This window comes from Chryseobacterium formosum (assembly GCF_026460885.1).
Classification (GTDB): domain Bacteria; phylum Bacteroidota; class Bacteroidia; order Flavobacteriales; family Weeksellaceae; genus Chryseobacterium; species Chryseobacterium formosus.
In genome coordinates this window covers 1-18,136 of record NZ_JAOVZW010000019.1, presented here as the reverse complement: position 1 = coordinate 18,136, position 18,136 = coordinate 1, and the positions used below count along the sequence as shown (strand labels likewise).

The following is an 18,136-nucleotide window of genomic DNA, read 5'->3' as shown; positions in this document are numbered from 1 at the left end:
TTGAATATTTAAACATGAGTGTGAAAATAGTCTTCATTTACTTTCTGAAAACGCTGGGAATTATCCTTGGAATTATTGTTGTATATGCTCTTTTGGGCTATTTGCTTCCGTTTATTGAAGTTTCGGCAAAAGATGACGGTGAGAAAAAAGAAATTCCGATTTATATTTATACGAATGGTGTTCACACCGATATTGTAATGCCTGTAAAAAACGATTTGCATGATTGGAGCACAAAAATTCCTTTTGCCAATACAAAATCTAAAAAAACTGATTATCAATATGTCGGAATCGGGTGGGGCGACAAAGGTTTTTACCTTGATACGCCAACTTGGGCAGATTTGAAGTTTTCTACAGCTTTTAATGCTGCTTTTTGGTTGAGCGATTCTGCAATGCACTGTTCATATTATTCTAAAATGACTGTCGCAGATGATTGTAAAATGATGATGATCAGCAAAAGCCAGTACAGAGAATTGGTGAAATTTGTAGATGAAAAATTTGATAAGGATGCAAACGGAAATTATGTTTTAATTCCAACAGATGCAGTTTACAGTGATAATGATGCATTTTATGATGCAAAAGGAAAATACAGTTTTTTAAATACCTGCAATACTTGGGCAAATGATGCTTTGAAATCTGCCGGACAAAAAGCTGCACTTTGGACTCCTACAGACTACGGAATTTTCTTACATTATAAATAAGTTATGAAACTTTTCTCAACACTTTTTATCATGATGATTTTTCTTTCATGCCAGAAAGAATTTCCTGTTAAAGCACAAAATGCAATTGTAAAAGAAGAGGAAAAGCCAGTTTTAGATTTAAATAAAACAAAAGAGAAAGCAATTGAAGCGCTACAATTTAGCAAAGACAATAAATTGAGTACAGATTTTTGTATCTTAATTGATATGAGCTTGCATTCTGGAGTTAACCGTTTTGTGGTCTGGAATTTTAAAGAACAGAAAGTTACCGGTAAATATTTGGTTGGTCACGGTTGCGGAGACAATTCTTGGAGTCGTGACGAGTCTAAAGATAATCCTACCTTCAGTAATGAAGATGGGAGTCATCTTTCATCTTTGGGAAAATATAAATTATCGGGGAGAGGTTACAGTGATTGGGGAATTCATGTAAAATATCTGATGCATGGAATGGAAAAATCAAATAATAATGCGTTGAAAAGATTTATTGTTTTTCATTCCTGGAATTTGATGAGTGATGAAGAAACTTTTCCGAAAGGTTCTCCGGAAGGATGGGGTTGCCCTACAATTTCTAACAATGCGATGAGAGCAATAGATCCGATGATTCAAAATTCTCAGAAACCTGTTTTGATGTGGATTTATCAATAGAATAAATCAGTTACTCATAGTTTTTATATACAGTTTTCGCCATTTACCTACTGTATTTCTACTCAGATTAAAATGATTTGCCAACTGAATATTATTTAGTTTTTCTTTATCTTGATAAGCCAATATTTGCAAAATTGTTTCACGATCGTAAGATCTGTGTTGCTGATTGAAATTGAGGGTGTCTTTATCTTTTAGTCCGAATATTTTATCATTCAAATCTATTACATCCATGATGGTAAGATTTTCTTTTTTGAAATAATGATTAAATTCTTCTAAACGTTCAGGACATTTTTTCATTACAATATCTTCGAATATTTTCTTATAGTTAGGTCTTAGTTCTTGCACAGTTGTTTTTGTTTTTTTTATTTGAATATTGATTTATTGAAATTACTCTTCTGGTCCGTTTTGCTCAGAATTGTATTTTGAGAACCATTTATACAGAGTGGTTTTTGGGATATGATATGTATCGATAATTTCTTGCCTTGTTTTCTCTCCAGAATTCACAGATTCTAATATAAACTCAATGATTTCTTTGGTGTAAATATTTTTTCTGAATTGAGGAAGTTTGGTGGGAATATCTTTGGTTTTAGGTGTATTTTTTTCTTTATGTGAAGATGTAAAAAGCAATATATGTTGAGAATATACTCTGAAAAAATCATATTCTAAAAGTTTACTCCATCTTAAAAGAATTTGCGTCTCTATACTTTGTGAAGCATACATTTGTTTGATATCTTCTTCGGTACATTTCAAAAATTTGCAAATTCTTGATACATCAGTATTCGTCTCCTTCACTCTCTTTTCTACCATTTTACCGATGTGTATATTTTTAAAGTCCATGACTGTCTAAATTTCATTGTTTATAATTGTTTGGTTTATAATATTTTGTGAATCATTTCGGATGTTTTAAATCCCTACCAATACACATGAAAGTGAAATGATTACTTTAAAAGAGAGTAAAACAACATTATCTACGATGAAAAATTTGTCTTTGGTTTTCTTTTTTGAGCAAAATATATATGATTATAATCATATATTATGCCTACAAAATTTAAATTATGTTAAATGTTTATCATATTATTTTTTTTGTTTTATTTAAATCTGTTACGTCATGCCAAAGCAGGATTTACTTTGACATGACAACAGACTTTTTTTAATGTTTGTCTTCTGTTTTAATAAGTTTAGGATCTGTAAATTGTATTTTTAAAGTATTTTGAAGATTGTTATTTATTTCTTCATTTCCTTTTACATTAAATGCAATCAAATCATTTGCTTTCAACTGAATCTGAAAATAATATTCTCCGTTTGCAGGAATATTACGTTGATTTTTATTAAAAGATTCTTTGCCATTTAAGCTTACATAATAGCTGATGTCTTTCTGTTTTCTTTCTGCAGCATTCAGGTTGGTGCTTAAAGTAAATCTGTAAATGCCATCCTTTTTTACTTTCACAGTATTGTCTAAAACTTCTATTTCGCTGTTATTCTGTGTGGAAAAAAAAAGTTTTTCCTGCGTTCCTGAGTTTGAAATTCCGTTTCCTGTGATCGTATAAATAGGGTTGGAGTCTATGATTTTATGATCTTCGTGACTGCTTTTTCCCTGTGCAAATAGCATGTACGTTGACAAAAACAGAGTAGACAGAAATGTTATTTTTTTTAAAAGTATCATATCATTAATATTAAATTAGATTATAATGAATCTTTAAAAATTGCACAGACAGATTTGCCTGTGCAATATGTATTGTTAGGGTTTCCAAAAACTCCACACCGTTCCGTTGTAGACAGCGAGTTGTCTTTTCACCGTATCGAAAACCATCATTCCCGGAGCCGGATTTTGAATGGTAAGATGAGGCCTCGCTACTTTAGGAAGAACCATTGCTTTGTCAGTATCTGTCAAAACCAAAATCCCGTTAGTAGTATCAGTTGCAGCATTTACTCCTATGGCAGTTTTTGCATTATCAACTTCTTTGGCATTATCCTGTAATGTGGAATTGATAGCATTGAACTACGTAAAAGTAACATCTGCATTAGCTCCGTCCTTTACCGTCAACGGGAAAGTTGGACTTCCTGTAAGATCAGACCATGAGCCTGCTTTCATGTATTTCATTTTCTTATCTGAAAGATCAAAAATGATAGTGCCATCAACTACTGTTCCCTGCATTCCTCTGTAACCTGCACCTGTAGTGGCATTGTAAGTCACAGGATTATTAGCAACAGTTGAAGTCCATGGAACAACAATTCCTTTGGCATTATCAGAAGAATCATAAAACTCAAGAGAAACATTAGAACCAGCAGTTACTGCACTTTTCCCAACTGCAATCTGCGAAAACGTAGAAATTGAAAAGAGTCCTAAAAGTATTATTGTTAATTTTTTCATTGTTTTGATTTTTAAATTAAAGAAGAGCGTAAACAGACAATTAGTATTCACTTCTTTATTCGTCCTATCGAATTGAATTAATTATCCGGGCAAGTCTGAGTGTTGAAACAATGCCAATTGGCAACAGTTTCTCCTTGTTTTATAGTGTAAATTTTCAGACAGCCCGCTTGTTCATCGTAAACCATCATTCCTTCAATAGGATTAGTAATTAAGCTTAAACTTGCTGTAGTAGGTACTCTGTTTATAACGAATCCTTTTTCTTTAGATTCTAAAACAGTCCATGCTCCTTTTCTTTCCATTAGCCAATTGTTTTTGTATGTTCCTCTGTTTAATGCAGTAATTACATGTTTAGTTTCCAATGGTCTTCCTGATGCTGCCGCAGCTTTGTAACAAACTGCTAAGCTTGTATTGATTCCTGTGCTTACAGAGTGTATCTGCGAGAAAATCAATAGTTTTCCTATATAAAATATTACAATAAGTAATAGATTTCTTACCATGTTATCAGTTTAAATGTGCGTTAGTCTTGGTTCTTAGTTTTTATGAAATCACTAGCATCTAACATCAATTTATATTAGAAACAGTTACAGTTAAACTAAAGTCAATACGAAATCGAATACAGTGTTTTTAACTGTATTTTTCATCTATCTATAATATTATGAAGGTGTTACCATAATAAGATAGAGATACTGTTGTAAGAAACATCTTTATGTTTTTACAAATAGAGTATGGTTTCGATAAAGAATAAAATTCCTTTAATGGAATTGTTTCATTAAGAAAATGGGGGAGGCCGGGTAAAGCTGAAAAGTTCTATTTTTGTTCCTTTAAAAAAAACACAGTATTCGTATGAAGAATTTGTGTTATCAGCTACAGGAACAGAAATTTTAGCAATATCCTTGAGTATTGCTGCTTTGAAAGAATTGTTAATAGTAAGAGTACCGACTCCATATCGTTGTTTTGAAACTTCAAAAGAGTTTTCAGACTGATGAGAAGAGATGTGTGCTGTAGCTTCAAGTTTTTGAATTTCACGTTCTATTTTTACTTTTTGAATAATCTTTTTTGAAACAGCTATGCTCTTAATCTTTTTTGTAGAAGCTTTCTTATCTGTTTTTGTCTCTTCAGAAGCTTTGAACTCTGTTTTTTGAGACATATTCTCCATCCCATAGATAACAGTACCCTCAGTTACAAATACAACTGGTTTTTGATGCTGATCAATCTCAGGAGACGGTTCGGAATGAACAACAGTTTCTGATGAAGGGTAATTTTCTGTGGCAAAAAGAGAAGATGAAAGTAAAATAAAAAATAATAAAACAAAAGAACCCAATTTCCACGTGGTACCTAGAAGTTTCACGCATTTTGAAATTGGGTTCTTGTTCTTTTTCATCACAAGCTATTTTTATTGTGGTTTTTAAGTTCAAAGAGACAAAGGGGAATTTCTCTATTGAAGCTTTAGCAATATTACACTGATATTAGGCATGAAAAAACAAAATGGTATCATAAATTCGGAAATCATTCTATTGATAATGCTTATTTTACAAATTTATAGTACTGTTTATTAATTTGTTATGTGTTTTTATGATTATTTTAATATAATTGAAAATGATGCTGTATTTGCGTTATTTTAGAGTGTTTTTAATCAGCAAATAGAGGTTTTAGGATGTGAAAATGTAAAAAATTAACAGGTTTTAACGTAATGTGAGTTGCGAATGATGATGATTGAGAAAGGGATAATGGTAGTTAAGATAATTTTGTTCAAGAAAATAAGAAGATTAATAATTTTCAAAATACATTATCTTATGATTTACTTCTGAAGAAATATGGAAATTGTTAGATTATTTATGAAATTGGTGAAACTTTTAAAGCATTAAAGTGAGACGAAAATACAGACTATTTTCATTATTAAATAATAATATATTGAAACCAATTCTTAGAAATAATTAATGTATTTGCGAAGCTATATATTGTCGTCTTTTAAACTTTGTATAAAATAAGAAGGTGTCATCCCATAGATTTTTTTGAAAACAACAACAAAAACCTGTGATGAAGAATAACCGCTCTCTTCTGCTAAGTAGCTGATTTTGTATTCTCTATATTTTGGGTCGTTATATAATTTTTGTACAATATAATTGATTCTTAGATTATTAATGTAATTACTGAAACTTAGAGATTTATTGTTCTTTATTACCTCCGAGAGATATTTAGAATTGGTATTCATCTGAGCAGATAGAATACTCAGGGTAAGATCCTTTTTCAAGAATTTCTCTGATTTTTCAAATGCATTAAGCTTTTTTAAGAGTCTTGTTTCCGTTTCTGAGGAAATTTGAGTTTTTAGGGATGAAGTTTGTAATTCATCAATAATACTGTCAGATTCTTCAACATCGGCTTCATTTATAATATTAATAGATTCTAATGAGCTGATAGAAGGTGCGTTTTTCAGATTATTAATGGTCTGTTCATAGTTTTTACGCTGTATCTTACTTCTTACCCTCCAAATGATAATTGTAGCTATTGCTGCTGCAAAGACTAAGATTGCTGTAATGATCCATTGTTTTTTATAGTTTTGTTTATGCTGATTATCAACTTCCGAAACCATTTCTTTCATAGTGGTATTCGCATCTCGTTTTTTTACGTAATCTAAACTATCGTTAAGAATAGTATATTTATCTCTATAAAATTTCGACTTTCATTATCTCCAATTTCTAGATAGGCCTGTAGAAGAAATTCATAAGATTTTTTTCTAACTAACGGATAACTATGTAATTTTTCAAATTCCAAGGATCGAGTCGCACTTTCGATAGCTTTTTGATAATCCCTTTTTAAAATATATAATCTGCTTAATTCATTTAAAGTCTGTGCTTTATTTGCAGGGTCAATATTGTATTTTTTGTTTTCATATATCTTTTGAGCTTCTAGAAGATATTTTTCTGCCATTCTAAATATCCTTTTATAGCTTCATGTTCAAGATAAAAAAGTCCAAGACGCATATTCATATATGCGATAAGATCATATTTTTGGTCTATATGAACTACATCGTCCTTGTCACTAATCATCTTTGCCATCGCAAGACTTCTCTTGTAATTGATGAACATAGAATCATTTGCCGCACGTTCGGCTCCTCGATTTTCATAATACACATTAATATTCTCGTATGCAAAAGATAGAAGCTGCATTCTTCGGTCATTATTTTCTACCGTTTTGGCATGTGCAATTGCTTCCTGAAAATCTTCGAAGCTTGCATCATTTAAACCTAAATATCCTAATGCCAATGCGCTTCTGCGGTATATACTCGATATGTGACCATAGATATCTTTCTTATCTTTTGCGATTTTTTTGAGATCATTGGCAATATCAATTGTTTTTTTGTCTTCACCCATCCCCAAATAAACAGAGGTGAGGTAATTACCGCTTCTTAATACTCCCCAATCGTAGCCTTCTTTTTCAGAATCTGATTTTAGTTTGAGTAGTGGTGCTTCGTATTTAGGATCAACAAAAGTTTTACTTTTTTCAGCAATGTCATTAAGCTGCTTATCTATTGTTTTGGTTTGTGGTGTTGTTCCGGTCGGCTCAGTATTTTGAGTAAGTAGGGGTTGGGAAAAAAGATAAAAATGAAAAAGTAAATAAATTTTTTCATAGGCATGTGTTCTTTTGAATTATTAAATCTAGGCAAAAAGATTATTAATATCAGTTTCAAAAATACAATATTATATAAAGATACCACATGAATAATATATCTTTTTTCATATAATTTTCATAATAATATCTTTTTTTTAAGTGTTGTTATGAAGTATTTACTTCTGTATCCTTTGCGAAAACGGTTTATATATTTGTGATTACAATTAAAAAACGTCTACAACTATAGTAGACGTTTCATTTGTAATGGAATTAAAAGAATGGCTTTAACCTATTTTTTTATTATTAAATTTTCTAAAATAAATTATTATAAAACTTCAAGATATTACATTGTTCTTTTATCTCTTGCATTAATAAAGTAAAGTTTGAAAATTACTTTTTAACTTTAATTCTATAATTGAATTTCAAAACCATCTTGTTCCAAAGCGTCAGTGTTTGTTCTGCCGAAATACCATCGTCATCTTCACCAATAATTAATTTGTCTCTAAAAGATTTAATGAATTGTGACCAGTAATCACCTTTAGAATCTTTTAAAAGAAAATAAAATCCTGCATCCCCAAATTTCTTTCCTGATGAATCTAATATTAACTCACCGTTTTTACCAACAGTTGGCGACATTATAACGGTTGCATTTCCGTTGGGTAACGGGAAAACGGCTTTCACGCAGGTTTGTCCCGATGGTAAAGTACAGACTCCATAAATTCCTGAGTACACCACCTGTCCGCTTGATTTTATTGATCTGAACCAAATGGTATATTTTACTTCTTTAGAATCAGGATCAATGAGTGTGATGATTTCGCTTTCCAAAGATTCTGTGTCTTTGATGTTTTCGGTAGGAATATTAAGTTGATTGATTCTTACACTGAATAATTTCGTTATTAATACACCGAAAACTTTGAAAAACGGATTCCACTTGACTGAGAAATTCAAATCATAGTCAGCTGTATTTTCATAAAATGAGATGACCTGTTTTGATAGTTGTGAAAACTCATCTTCCGATAGATTAAGCTGCTTCATGGAAGGTATTAAACCTTGCGAAGAGGTATGATAATCGACGGACAGATTTTCACTTGCAGCAAACTTTTCAATGAAATCTTTCCCGATGGAATCTAGCAATCCAAAAGGTCCGATCAGCCATAAGAATTCATCGGGATTAATTTTTCTTCCCCGGAAAATAACCCATTGCTGAGTAAACCAATCCTGAATTTTCTGCATTGGATAAGCAAATCTCATTGAGCAACTTTGGGATTGATGGTGAAATTCTTTTCTCCGTTCCATGTTCCAGATTCAGAAATTGGTTTGAAACGAAGCGTGGTAAATTCAAAATGAAAATCTTTCCTGTCTCTTTCTTTCATTGCTTCAGCATGTTTTTTTGAGTTGGGCACCGCACTGTGACCACGAACCATATCGGTCATTTCTTTCTGATTTTTCCATACAGAAAAAGTAGAAACTGTTTGAGGAAGTCTTATTGAAGCCAAAGAGAGCGTCGTTCCGGGATGATCTCGCACCAGTTTTTCTACAGGTCTTCCCCAATGAATGAATCTCGGAACCTCGGGAAGTTTCATTCTGGCAATGGTAACCGCCACAACAAGAGCATCGGGCGGGTCTATTTCTAAAGTTTCGTCAGGAATTACAAATCCGGATATTTTCCCCCACTGTCTCAAGTAGCTTAATCTCACATGCCAACCTTTTGCTAAAATTTTACCGAAACTGTTTTTATCTAAAAACTGATCGATTACCGCCTCATTTTCCCACTGTGCAAATACTGCAATCTGCCGAATCAGCATTCGGGAAGGTGAAAATACAGGTGAACCCAGCGTCATGACAGTCATGGATTCCGCATGAATTAAACCCTTAACTTTTTTCGGATTAAGTGGAAATAAAATTGCTTTTAGAGCTGAAAAATAAGATGTTTTTACCAAGTGGTAAGTGAATACACTCATGTCTCGAAAGTTGAGGGTTAATCATTTTTATCGGACAATAATTTACAAATAAATTTATAATTTGAAGAATAAAGTTGTTCAAGTCAATTAAAAAGATTGAATGTAAGATTTTAAACTATTAAAGAAGCTAAGCTCTTAAGAACAAAAGTGATTCAGATTATTGAAATTTAAAAAGACTCTTTGAAAAGCATTCAGCGTTAATTTGAAATTTATTAATGATTAAAAGCCCCTGAAATTATTAATCTCAGAGGCTTGGTTATATCAATGGTTATTAGTTTTTATTTATGCTTTCTTATTTTCTTTAAAATATCCATGAGCCATTCTGCAAGTTTCTTATTGTCGTAGATTTCATGCATTAAAGAGATTGGCTTGGTGTAAAGCGTGTCTGATTCTATGATTTTCTTCCAGTTTAGTTTGTCAGGATCTGCATCCGGAACATTTAAATCTTTCATGATTTTCAAAGTTTCGTAGGCAATCAAACCATGTGCAATTGCAGTGGGGTGAACGCCATCTAAAGAAAAAATTCCGCCTTGCTTTAGGTTTCCGTCTGTATCGGCGTGGTAATATTTTGTGTTGGGAAGTGGATATTGGAAATCAAAATATGCCGGAAATTTATAGGTAGGTGTTCCGCCATTTCTTTTGAATGCCATACTGTCAAGCATTTTGCTATAATCTATAATGGTGTATCTTCCGGGGGTTTTCTTATTTCTTTCCTCAGCCAAGCGTTTAATTGTTTTATTGTATTCTCGGATACAATTGTCAATATGTGTTACCTGATTATATCCCAAATTAATTCCCGTTTTAGCTGCAAAATCCTCTTCAAATGGGAAATAGGTATAGTATTTCGAATAAATTACATCATCAAATTTATCTTTTTCTGTTTCATTTTCAACTTTTACGGTAAATGTTTCACCAACACCTTTTGCTAAAGGGGCAATCGTCACCAAAGGAACTGTTCCTAAAAATACCTTCGTGTTTTTGCCCTCTAAAATTCTGTCCACTCTGTCTAATAATTCAATATAATCTGCTTCAAAATCTTTTGGATGCCAAAGATTATAGGCTATTTCTTTTCCCCTTCCATTACTTTCTTTAATAAAAGTATCACTTGGCTTATCGGTTATTTTACCATTTCCTTCTGTAAAATGGATGTTTAAATCTACAATAGTTCCCAAAGCATTGTTAGAACCCAACCAAATGATAACATTTTCAACCCCTTCTTTATCAGAATGATATTTAAGCCAATCCAACTGAGTTTTTTCATCATGTTCTTTTGAAAGTTGAGGATTTAAAACCCGCAATGCTGTTCTCAGAAAACTATTGTCCACACTGGAAAAAACACCATTTCCGGAGCTGTTTGCTTTTATTTGTTCTTTACAGTATTTGGCATTAATAAGCCATGCATCAGAAACGTTAAATCCTCTCACCGAAACATTATCAAAATAAGATATTTTACCGGGATATGGTTTGTCTGCTGCACCATTACCCCTTTCGTAGTATTTTTCGACAGTGTTAAGATAGGATGGAATAGTTGTCGCTAAAGCTAATGTCCATTCTAATGTGCTTATACTTGAACCATACTTTTCTTCTAAATTTCTAAATAGTTTCTCAACATTTACGGGCATTCCTTCTTCAGGCCACGTCGGATACTGATAATTTTTAATTCCTAATTGCTGGGCGATAAGAGTAGAGTAGCATAGCTCAGTTTTTGCTGCTGCACCAGACATAAATCCCTGACTAATGCTGTCTCCAATTGTGAATAGTTTCATGGTTTTGGTTTTAAGATTTTTATAGTTTAAAATTAATAAATAAAGCCTCTGTAAAACAATAGCACTTTTGTGTGATTTTTTATAAGTAAATAAAAAAACCGCTGAAATAATCAGAGGTTTTGTACCGATAACCGAAGTGATCATCATTAAACAGCCTCCTACAACAACAAAAGCAGAGAGTATTTAAACACGTTTAATTACCAATTTACCAATATAAATTTTTCCTGCCACGGCAATTTAATCATACTAATTCCCCAACCAAGTTTATCAAGCAAAATATCTTGTGTTTTTCGTTCTATTGTTAAAGTGAAATCATGGTCGGAGGCAACTAATTTGCCTGAACGTTGGAAAAACTCGTTTTGTAATAATGCTGCAGATGATTTTTTCATTGGATTCCAGTTGTGCTGAACACTTTCTATAACATTTTTGGCTTGGGTTTTATGCTTACGAGAAATTTTAATATGTCTGTTTATGGTTTGATTTATCGGAATATTACATAAGAATTTTTCAAAAGTCATATCATATTCTGGAGCATTTGTTTTTCCGGTAGCAATATAATGTAGTAAATGTGCACACGATTCAGGATCAGTAAGTTGATGAGTTTTTGGATGTAGAAGATTACAATATTCAAAAAGAGTTTTGATGAATGGATGTATCAAAATAAGCCCTGCATTCTGAACGTACTGCCCATCTTCTTTAATTAAATTTTCATCTTTTTGGCTTAAAATATTATTTAATGTTTCATCTGTTTTATAAACTGTTTCCGCTGAATTTTTTGCATTTTCAGAATTATTTATTGTATTATTTTTGATGCTTTCAATGCTTTCGAGAATTTCTTCTTCTTTAATTAAAGGAAATATCTTAGCTACAATTCTCAATTTCTGATAGTTAGCCTTTACTTTTGATAAATTATGTGAAAATGATTCTATTTTTACTATTTGTTGTAAAAAATATTCCTTAAGATTAATAGTTGATGAGTTTAAATGCTCTGATAATACATTTAACACTAAACCCCAAACAATTTGTCTTTCGGCATGATTCAGTTTTGAGATGTGTTGTATTATATCGGTCTCTAAGTTGATTTTTAATTCTTTATTTTTTGAAATAGATAAACATAATTGCGCAATTTGTTCATTTGAAAGTTGATTGATTATGCGTTCCTTAACATTTTCGTTTGGTAAAATAGATCTAATCCTTTTTTGAAAATTATTGTTTAAAATCAATGTGTTAAATACTGTCGACTCTAAAAAAGGAATCCCATCTGTATCCGAATTCCACCAAGGCATATATCCTTTTTCTAAAAAATAGATAAACGTTTGAATTATTTTTTCCTGATTGTCAATTAGATATGCCTTAGAATCATTTTCTGTTTCTTGATCTGAATTTGTAATTGGTTTTGTAATTTCAGAGAGCTCATCTTTAAAGAGTTGAGCAATTTTATCTTTTAGTTCAGCATTTAGAGAGCTGTTTTTTACGTCTAGATTCAGTTCCAATCGAGGAATTTGCAAAGTATGATCATCTAATTTGTACTCTAAAGCATTGATGTATTTTTCTATTTCCGGAAAAACATCAATAGATAAGAAGCTACTAATATCTTCTTTTATACTAAATGCTTTTTCTTTGTTGTTTACGGTAATTTCAACAAAAACTTTCTGTATGATATGATCTTGCTTCACGCTAAAATGGTTTTAATTATAAAAAAAAGTTGTTACATTGTTTTGATTTTAATCAAATTCTCCTCCCCAAAAACCAGCAGGACAAAGACTTAATTTTGATCTTTGCTTTGCACTCAATCTGCATCCACAACCTCTTATAAATCCGTCTTTTGGATGGTCTGAAACTTCTAAAGTATTGGGATTCATCCATTTTACAGCGTTACAATTGTTGCCATTTTTTAAAGGACATTGGTTGCAGATTTCTGTCCTCACAGAAAAAATATATTCTTCGTTTTGATTAGCTACACCCAATTTTGATCGTAGCTCATTGAAATGACCGCCAATGATTTCATTACGCTTGCCAAAAAGGTTTTTGATATTCATATGATTTAAGTTTTAAAATTATTGAGGACAAAATTAGACGAACAAAAGACATTTTTAGAATTATTAGGCAGCTCTATTCGGTCTTTGCAGTAAAACATAAAATTATTTCTAATATTTGGGAATTATAATTTTTAGAAAGAAAAAAATGATACTTCAAATCAAAAAAAATCAAAAAAATCGAAATTCTTTTTAAAGCTAAAAACAAGACAATTATTTATTGAATTAAATTATTTACAATACAAGTTGATTTTAAAGAAGCAATCTAAAACTGCTAAAAAAATATTTTATTTTCTGTTGAAATAAAACAAAATATAGTTATTGAATTATAAATAAATCACTCGGTGTAATTTCACTGTCATTAGATTAAAATAATTTTATTTAAATTTTATCTTTTAATTTGTGTTTGTAATAATTTGTTTTATAGTGTTTTAAATGTGTTAAGGTTTTATTTTATCAAAATGATGTGAAAATATTGTTTACTGCAAAGACTGTATAGATACCTCAAAATATTTGTCTTTTGATTGGGGATGATTGTATGTTTGCACCATAATAATCAAGAACAGAAATTATGATTGATAAAGTATTAACCGTTTTAAAAAATAAACTAAATAGCCAGGATGGTTTATGGGATCCGAATGTTCCAGATGATGTTGATATCGCTACTGTAAATAACATCGCAAAAAATGATGAGGAGGATGCTTCTGGTATCAACGATAAAGTAGTCATCACTTTGCTAAATGTGGAGGAAGAATCTATCATGAAAAATGCCTCAAGATATACTCCGGTAAAAGTTGGAAATACTGTAACCGGTTATGAATTGGAAAGTCCCCCTGCTTACTTAAATCTATATGTAATGATTGCAGCAAACAGGTCTAGTTATGATAGAGCTTTGATTAATATTTCAAAAACTATCGAAGTATTTCAGGTAAACAATACATTGACATATGTTGATTCTACACCATCAAAAAGTTTTAGCTTCAGAATCGAATTACACACTATTCCTTTTGAACAGCTAAGCTATGTGTGGGGATTGCTGGGCGGAAAGATAATGCCTTCTGCATTTTATAAAATCAGTGTGATAAAAATTGCCCCTAATCTACCTGCTAAAGATATTGAATTGATTGATAAGGTAAATATTAAAAGTTTTAAAGTCGATTAATCATAAAACCAAAAAAAACTAATAACCATTTCTCAAATTTTTTAAATCATGCCAAATCCAACAACACCCGGTGTTTCAGTTGAAGAAATTAGAAAATTTCCTAATTCAATTTCATTAATAGATACCGCTATACCTACATTCATCGGGTATACCGAACTAGTACCTCAAGGTTATGATATTAATAATAATACGACAAATATTAATAATACGACTAATGAAAATCTTAAAATAGGTTCTCTTTTGGAATATGAAGATAAGTTTGGAAAAGCAAAAAAAGAAAGTCTTCAATTAAAAGATACCAAAGATAAGGGAATAACTGTTGTAAAGCCGGATGTACAATTTTTAATGTACTATTCGCTACAGATGTATTTTGCCAATGGTGGCGGTCCGTGTTACATTGTTTCTGTGGGAACTTATGCATCGGCTTCGGAAGGAGTAGAATTATCTTCACTGAAAAACGGACTGCATAAGATCGAAACCTTAGAATCGATTAAAGAACCCATCCTTATTCTTTTCCCAGATGCTGTCTCATTAGATGAAACTGATTTTTATGATCTTTATAATTACACAATAAACGAAAAATTAGAATTAGAAGAAAAAAATAGATTTGCCATTTTAGATACATATTACGGAAATTCTACAACCTCATCAAATAATCTTAATACCATTGGGCATTTTAGAGCTGAAGTAGATTCAACCAGTTACGCAGCAGCTTATTTTCCTCATTTAAAAACAATTCTCAATTATACTTTTGATGAGACTGAAACAGATATTGTACACACTGGTTTACAACAAGCGGGACAAGATAGTGCTGTCTTTTATGCAGGTGAGATTGCTGCTTTAGAAGGATTAAAAACCTTAGCAAGCGAAGAAATCTTGAGCGAATCTGCAGATGCTTTTGTTCTTGCTGATTTACTAAGTCAAGCTATTGCAATTGCTGAAGAAATTAATGAAACGGCTGATGATACAACAGGTCATGCAGTCGATGCAAAATCAGATTTAGCGGAGGCAATTGAGGAAGCAAAAATTGTATTAGACGCTATACATAACGGAATAATAGACGATTTTGTAATGCCTAAAGAATTTGACGGAGATGCACCTATTTTTAGCGGAGAATTTGAAGCACTAAGAGATGCAATTCTTAATATAAAAGACGAAAAAGGTGATGCTGATGGAATAAAACTTAAAGATTTAGAATCTTCAAATTCAGCTTTATATAATCAGATAAAAAAAGAAATTGCGTCGTTGAAAGTTGTTTTACCACCGTCATCAGCAATGGCTGGAGTATATGGTAGAATAGACAATACAAGAGGAGTATGGAAATCTCCGGCAAATGTAAGTCTTAATTATGTAGTAGCTCCTACAGAAAAAGTTTCGGAAGAAGAACAGTCAGGTCTAAACATCGATGGTACCGGAAAATCAATCAATGCAATCAGAACATTCACAGGAAAAGGTATTTTGGTTTGGGGAGCAAGAACGCTTCAAGGGAAAGATAAAAATGAGGATAATACAGATAATATATGGAAATATATTCATGTACGTCGCTATCTTGATATGCTTGAACAATCGATTAATGTAGCACTCAAAACATTTATTGATGAGCCTACTATTCCTTTTACATATTTAAGAGCAAAAACAATGTTGGAAAATTTCCTTAATCAACAGTGGATGGATGGTGCATTAGCCGGAAGTACTCCGAAAGAAGCTTATAAAGTACAAGTTGACGCAACCAAAGATTCAATTACGAATGATAATATTTTAAATGCAACCATTGAAATAGCATTAGTACGTCCTGCAGAATTTATTGTATTGCAGTTTTCACACAAATTACAACGATCATAAAAAACAGTCAATCACTGATGAAAATTCGAAGTATTATTTCGAGATATAATTAATATTAATTTAAATTTTTTTAAAAATGAATTACAAAACCCCTGGAGTCTATGTGGAGGAACTGGCAAAATTTCCGCCTTCCGTAGCGCAAGTTGAAACAGCTATTCCTGCTTTTATCGGGTATACTGCAGAAGGAGAGCAAATGAAGCCAACAAGAATTTCTTCTATGATGGAGTACGAAGCTCTTTTTGGAAAAGTAAATCCTGAAGTTTTTGCTGTAGCTTTCAAAGACGATGTTGTAACGGCAACGCAACCTAAAGTAAGTGATTACAAAATGTATTATGCGATGCAAATGTATTTTGCAAATGGTGGAGGTCCTTGTTATATTGTAGCGGTAGGAAATTACTCAGACGATGTTCTTGTACAATCTACTACTACAAATAAAACTTTACTAAAAGGTCTTGAATTACTAAAGAAAGAAGACGAACCTACACTTATCGTTTTCCCGGATCTTCAAGGCTTAGTTCCTACTGCTGCTGATGTTGCTGCTGCCGAAGCTGCTATTTTAGTTGCAGAAGTTAACGAGGATTTAGCTACTAAAGCTAAAGCTGCTGCCGGAGCTGTTTCAGCTGCTGTGACGACAGCTATTGATGGTGGTGATGATATTTTAGCTGCTATTGATGCTGCTGTTTTGAAGCTAGATACTTATCCTGTTACAAATCCTGCTAACCTTGATCAAGTTGTCGAAAATCAAGCTGCTAAAGCTGTAGTAGTTGCTACACAAGTTGCTGCAGATGCGGCTAATGCTACCGTTGGCACTGTTAAAATTGCTGCTCAAACTGCTGCTGCTGTTTTTACTACAGTTTCAACTACTGCTACAAATACAGCTACAGCATCTGCTGCTTATGCTGAATATCTTGCTGACATTGACGCTACTGATATTACTACTGCTTACTCTGCATACAACAGTGCTTTGAATCAGGCAGAATTGATGAAAGATAGATTTGTTATCATGGATGTTCTTGGAGATGATACTGCTATTTTTAGAGAAAAAGTTACGGCTAAAGGTTTAAACTACGGAGCTGCTTATCATCCAAAATTAAAAACAGTTTTAAGCTATAGTTTTGATGAAGCTGATGTTTTAGTTACTGGTACATTTGGTATTTCAACTTTAGCAGGATTAAAATCAACAAACTCTGATTTCTATAATCAAGCTAAAAAAGCAATTGAGTCTAAATCTGTAGTATTGGGTGCATCATCTTCAATGGCAGGAGTTTATGCTAAAGTGGATAGTACTTCCGGAGTATTTAAATCACCGGCTAACTTAGGACTTAATTATGTTGTAGCACCAACAGAAAAAATTTCTGACAGACAACAAGATTTGCTTAATGTAGATGCTGCATCAGGAAAGTCGATCAACGCTATCAGAACGTTCACAGGAAAAGGAACATTGGTTTGGGGAGCAAGAACTTTGGACGGAAACAGCAACGAATGGAGATATATTTCAGTACGTCGTTTCTTCAACATGGTAGAAGAGTCTGTGAAAAAAGCTACAGAACGTTTCGTTTTCGAACCAAATACTGCCAATACATGGATTCGTGTACAAACAATGATCGAAAATTTCCTTAATCAACAATGGCAAGATGGCGCATTGGCAGGAAGCAAGCCGGAAGAAGCTTATTATGTGAGTGTAGGTTTGAACAAAACAATGTCGGCTCAGGATATTTTAGAAGGAAAAATGGTCATTGAAATCGGTATGGCTGCAGTGCGTCCTGCTGAATTTATTGTGCTTCGTTTTTCACACAAATTACAGGAAGCATAAAATAATTTAAACTTAATAAAAAAAAATATAAAATAATTATGAGTACATATCCATTAGTAAAGTTTGCCTTTGAAGTAGATTGGGGCGGAACAAAAGTAGGTTTTCAGGAGGTGAGCGGTTTAAATGCCGAAGCAGCTTTAATTGAATACAGACATGGAGCAAGTCCGGATTTTAGTAAAATCAAGATGCCTGGATTGAAAACTTTCAGCAACATTACTTTAAAGAGAGGAACTTTC

Annotated in this window: 21 protein-coding genes; 6 read left to right on the top strand and 15 right to left on the bottom strand. The window is 32.3% G+C overall.

From position 1 onward, the window contains the following. Positions 1–14: 14 nt before the first annotated feature. Both OF897_RS15490 and OF897_RS15485 read left to right on the top strand, forming a co-directional pair. Entirely contained in the window at positions 15–698 is a 684-nt protein-coding gene (locus OF897_RS15490) for a TIGR02117 family protein (RefSeq protein WP_267266583.1), read from the top strand. A gap of 3 nt (positions 699–701) precedes the next feature. Then, entirely contained in the window at positions 702–1,340 is a 639-nt protein-coding gene (locus OF897_RS15485; protein WP_267266582.1) for a murein L,D-transpeptidase catalytic domain-containing protein, read from the top strand. Positions 1,341–1,346: 6 nt separating this feature from the next. On the opposite strand, the gene OF897_RS15480 is transcribed toward OF897_RS15485, so the two are convergent. The 15 genes from OF897_RS15480 to OF897_RS15410 all read right to left on the bottom strand — a co-directional run bounded on the left by OF897_RS15480 (position 1,347) and on the right by OF897_RS15410 (position 13,086). After that, positions 1,347–1,685 (bottom strand): helix-turn-helix domain-containing protein, encoded by a 339-nt coding sequence (locus OF897_RS15480; protein ID WP_267266581.1) that lies wholly within the window; start codon positions 1,683–1,685, stop codon positions 1,347–1,349. A gap of 42 nt (positions 1,686–1,727) precedes the next feature. Then, the gene (locus OF897_RS15475; RefSeq protein WP_267266580.1) at positions 1,728–2,177 is read right to left on the bottom strand and encodes a transposase; all 450 of its coding nucleotides are present in this window, start codon (positions 2,175–2,177) and stop codon (positions 1,728–1,730) included. Between the two features lie 313 nt (positions 2,178–2,490). After that, a complete protein-coding gene (locus OF897_RS15470) occupies positions 2,491–3,003 on the bottom strand; it encodes a hypothetical protein (RefSeq protein WP_267266579.1) in 513 nt (170 codons plus the stop codon). Between the two features lie 75 nt (positions 3,004–3,078). Further along, on the bottom strand, positions 3,079–3,231 hold the full coding sequence (locus OF897_RS15465) for a hypothetical protein (protein WP_267266578.1): 153 nt from the start codon (positions 3,229–3,231) through the stop codon (positions 3,079–3,081). Positions 3,232–3,339: 108 nt separating this feature from the next. Then, positions 3,340–3,711, bottom strand: coding sequence for a hypothetical protein (locus OF897_RS15460; protein ID WP_267266577.1), 372 nt, complete (start codon positions 3,709–3,711; stop codon positions 3,340–3,342). Positions 3,712–3,788: 77 nt separating this feature from the next. Beyond that, the gene (locus tag OF897_RS15455; RefSeq protein ID WP_267266576.1) at positions 3,789–4,208 is read right to left on the bottom strand and encodes a hypothetical protein; all 420 of its coding nucleotides are present in this window, start codon (positions 4,206–4,208) and stop codon (positions 3,789–3,791) included. 272 nt (positions 4,209–4,480) lie between these two features. After that, positions 4,481–5,092: a hypothetical protein gene (locus tag OF897_RS15450; protein WP_267266575.1), complete on the bottom strand. Its 612-nt coding sequence runs from the start codon at positions 5,090–5,092 to the stop codon at positions 4,481–4,483. A 570-nt stretch (positions 5,093–5,662) separates the two neighbouring features. Next, entirely contained in the window at positions 5,663–6,310 is a 648-nt protein-coding gene (locus OF897_RS15445; protein WP_267266574.1) for a helix-turn-helix domain-containing protein, read from the bottom strand. Between the two features lie 32 nt (positions 6,311–6,342). Then, a complete protein-coding gene (locus OF897_RS15440) occupies positions 6,343–6,639 on the bottom strand; it encodes a hypothetical protein (protein ID WP_267266573.1) in 297 nt (98 codons plus the stop codon). Continuing rightward, a complete protein-coding gene (locus tag OF897_RS15435) occupies positions 6,618–7,082 on the bottom strand; it encodes a hypothetical protein (RefSeq protein ID WP_267266572.1) in 465 nt (154 codons plus the stop codon). Before OF897_RS15435 ends, OF897_RS15440 begins: the two co-directional genes overlap by 22 nt. Positions 7,083–7,710: 628 nt before the next feature. Next, positions 7,711–8,571: a hypothetical protein gene (locus OF897_RS15430; protein ID WP_267266571.1), complete on the bottom strand. Its 861-nt coding sequence runs from the start codon at positions 8,569–8,571 to the stop codon at positions 7,711–7,713. Beyond that, the gene (locus tag OF897_RS15425) at positions 8,568–9,281 is read right to left on the bottom strand and encodes a hypothetical protein (RefSeq protein WP_267266570.1); all 714 of its coding nucleotides are present in this window, start codon (positions 9,279–9,281) and stop codon (positions 8,568–8,570) included. Before OF897_RS15425 ends, OF897_RS15430 begins: the two co-directional genes overlap by 4 nt. A gap of 278 nt (positions 9,282–9,559) precedes the next feature. Beyond that, entirely contained in the window at positions 9,560–11,047 is a 1,488-nt protein-coding gene (locus OF897_RS15420; protein ID WP_267266569.1) for a hypothetical protein, read from the bottom strand. A 197-nt stretch (positions 11,048–11,244) separates the two neighbouring features. After that, positions 11,245–12,723: a contractile injection system tape measure protein gene (locus OF897_RS15415; protein WP_267266568.1), complete on the bottom strand. Its 1,479-nt coding sequence runs from the start codon at positions 12,721–12,723 to the stop codon at positions 11,245–11,247. Positions 12,724–12,771: 48 nt separating this feature from the next. After that, positions 12,772–13,086 (bottom strand): hypothetical protein, encoded by a 315-nt coding sequence (locus tag OF897_RS15410; protein WP_267266567.1) that lies wholly within the window; start codon positions 13,084–13,086, stop codon positions 12,772–12,774. Between the two features lie 568 nt (positions 13,087–13,654). On the opposite strand from OF897_RS15410, the gene OF897_RS15405 reads away from it, so the two are divergent. The 4 genes from OF897_RS15405 to OF897_RS15390 all read left to right on the top strand — a co-directional run. Continuing rightward, positions 13,655–14,245 (top strand): DUF4255 domain-containing protein, encoded by a 591-nt coding sequence (locus OF897_RS15405; protein WP_267266566.1) that lies wholly within the window; start codon positions 13,655–13,657, stop codon positions 14,243–14,245. Between the two features lie 48 nt (positions 14,246–14,293). Next, a complete protein-coding gene (locus OF897_RS15400) occupies positions 14,294–16,087 on the top strand; it encodes a phage tail sheath family protein (protein WP_267266565.1) in 1,794 nt (597 codons plus the stop codon). Between the two features lie 76 nt (positions 16,088–16,163). Then, complete coding sequence (locus OF897_RS15395; protein WP_267266564.1) at positions 16,164–17,900, top strand: phage tail sheath family protein; 1,737 nt, start codon at positions 16,164–16,166, stop codon at positions 17,898–17,900. Between the two features lie 38 nt (positions 17,901–17,938). Then, a partial coding sequence (locus OF897_RS15390; protein WP_267266563.1) for a phage tail protein occupies positions 17,939–18,136 on the top strand: 198 nt, incomplete at its 3' end.

Coding starts and splice junctions, on each gene's coding strand:
- OF897_RS15435 (WP_267266572.1), bottom strand. CDS start 7,082: ATGGGTGAAGACAAAAAAACAATTGATATTGCCAATGATCTCAAAAAA.
- OF897_RS15460 (WP_267266577.1), bottom strand. CDS start 3,711: ATGAAAAAATTAACAATAATACTTTTAGGACTCTTTTCAATTTCTACG.
- OF897_RS15420 (WP_267266569.1), bottom strand. CDS start 11,047: ATGAAACTATTCACAATTGGAGACAGCATTAGTCAGGGATTTATGTCT.
- OF897_RS15445 (WP_267266574.1), bottom strand. CDS start 6,310: ATGAAAGAAATGGTTTCGGAAGTTGATAATCAGCATAAACAAAACTAT.
- OF897_RS15425 (WP_267266570.1), bottom strand. CDS start 9,281: ATGAGTGTATTCACTTACCACTTGGTAAAAACATCTTATTTTTCAGCT.
- OF897_RS15475 (WP_267266580.1), bottom strand. CDS start 2,177: ATGGACTTTAAAAATATACACATCGGTAAAATGGTAGAAAAGAGAGTG.
- OF897_RS15395 (WP_267266564.1), top strand. CDS start 16,164: ATGAATTACAAAACCCCTGGAGTCTATGTGGAGGAACTGGCAAAATTT.
- OF897_RS15450 (WP_267266575.1), bottom strand. CDS start 5,092: ATGAAAAAGAACAAGAACCCAATTTCAAAATGCGTGAAACTTCTAGGT.
- OF897_RS15455 (WP_267266576.1), bottom strand. CDS start 4,208: ATGGTAAGAAATCTATTACTTATTGTAATATTTTATATAGGAAAACTA.
- OF897_RS15490 (WP_267266583.1), top strand. CDS start 15: ATGAGTGTGAAAATAGTCTTCATTTACTTTCTGAAAACGCTGGGAATT.
- OF897_RS15485 (WP_267266582.1), top strand. CDS start 702: ATGAAACTTTTCTCAACACTTTTTATCATGATGATTTTTCTTTCATGC.
- OF897_RS15400 (WP_267266565.1), top strand. CDS start 14,294: ATGCCAAATCCAACAACACCCGGTGTTTCAGTTGAAGAAATTAGAAAA.
- OF897_RS15405 (WP_267266566.1), top strand. CDS start 13,655: ATGATTGATAAAGTATTAACCGTTTTAAAAAATAAACTAAATAGCCAG.
- OF897_RS15430 (WP_267266571.1), bottom strand. CDS start 8,571: ATGAGATTTGCTTATCCAATGCAGAAAATTCAGGATTGGTTTACTCAG.
- OF897_RS15470 (WP_267266579.1), bottom strand. CDS start 3,003: ATGATACTTTTAAAAAAAATAACATTTCTGTCTACTCTGTTTTTGTCA.
- OF897_RS15440 (WP_267266573.1), bottom strand. CDS start 6,639: ATGGCAGAAAAATATCTTCTAGAAGCTCAAAAGATATATGAAAACAAA.
- OF897_RS15410 (WP_267266567.1), bottom strand. CDS start 13,086: ATGAATATCAAAAACCTTTTTGGCAAGCGTAATGAAATCATTGGCGGT.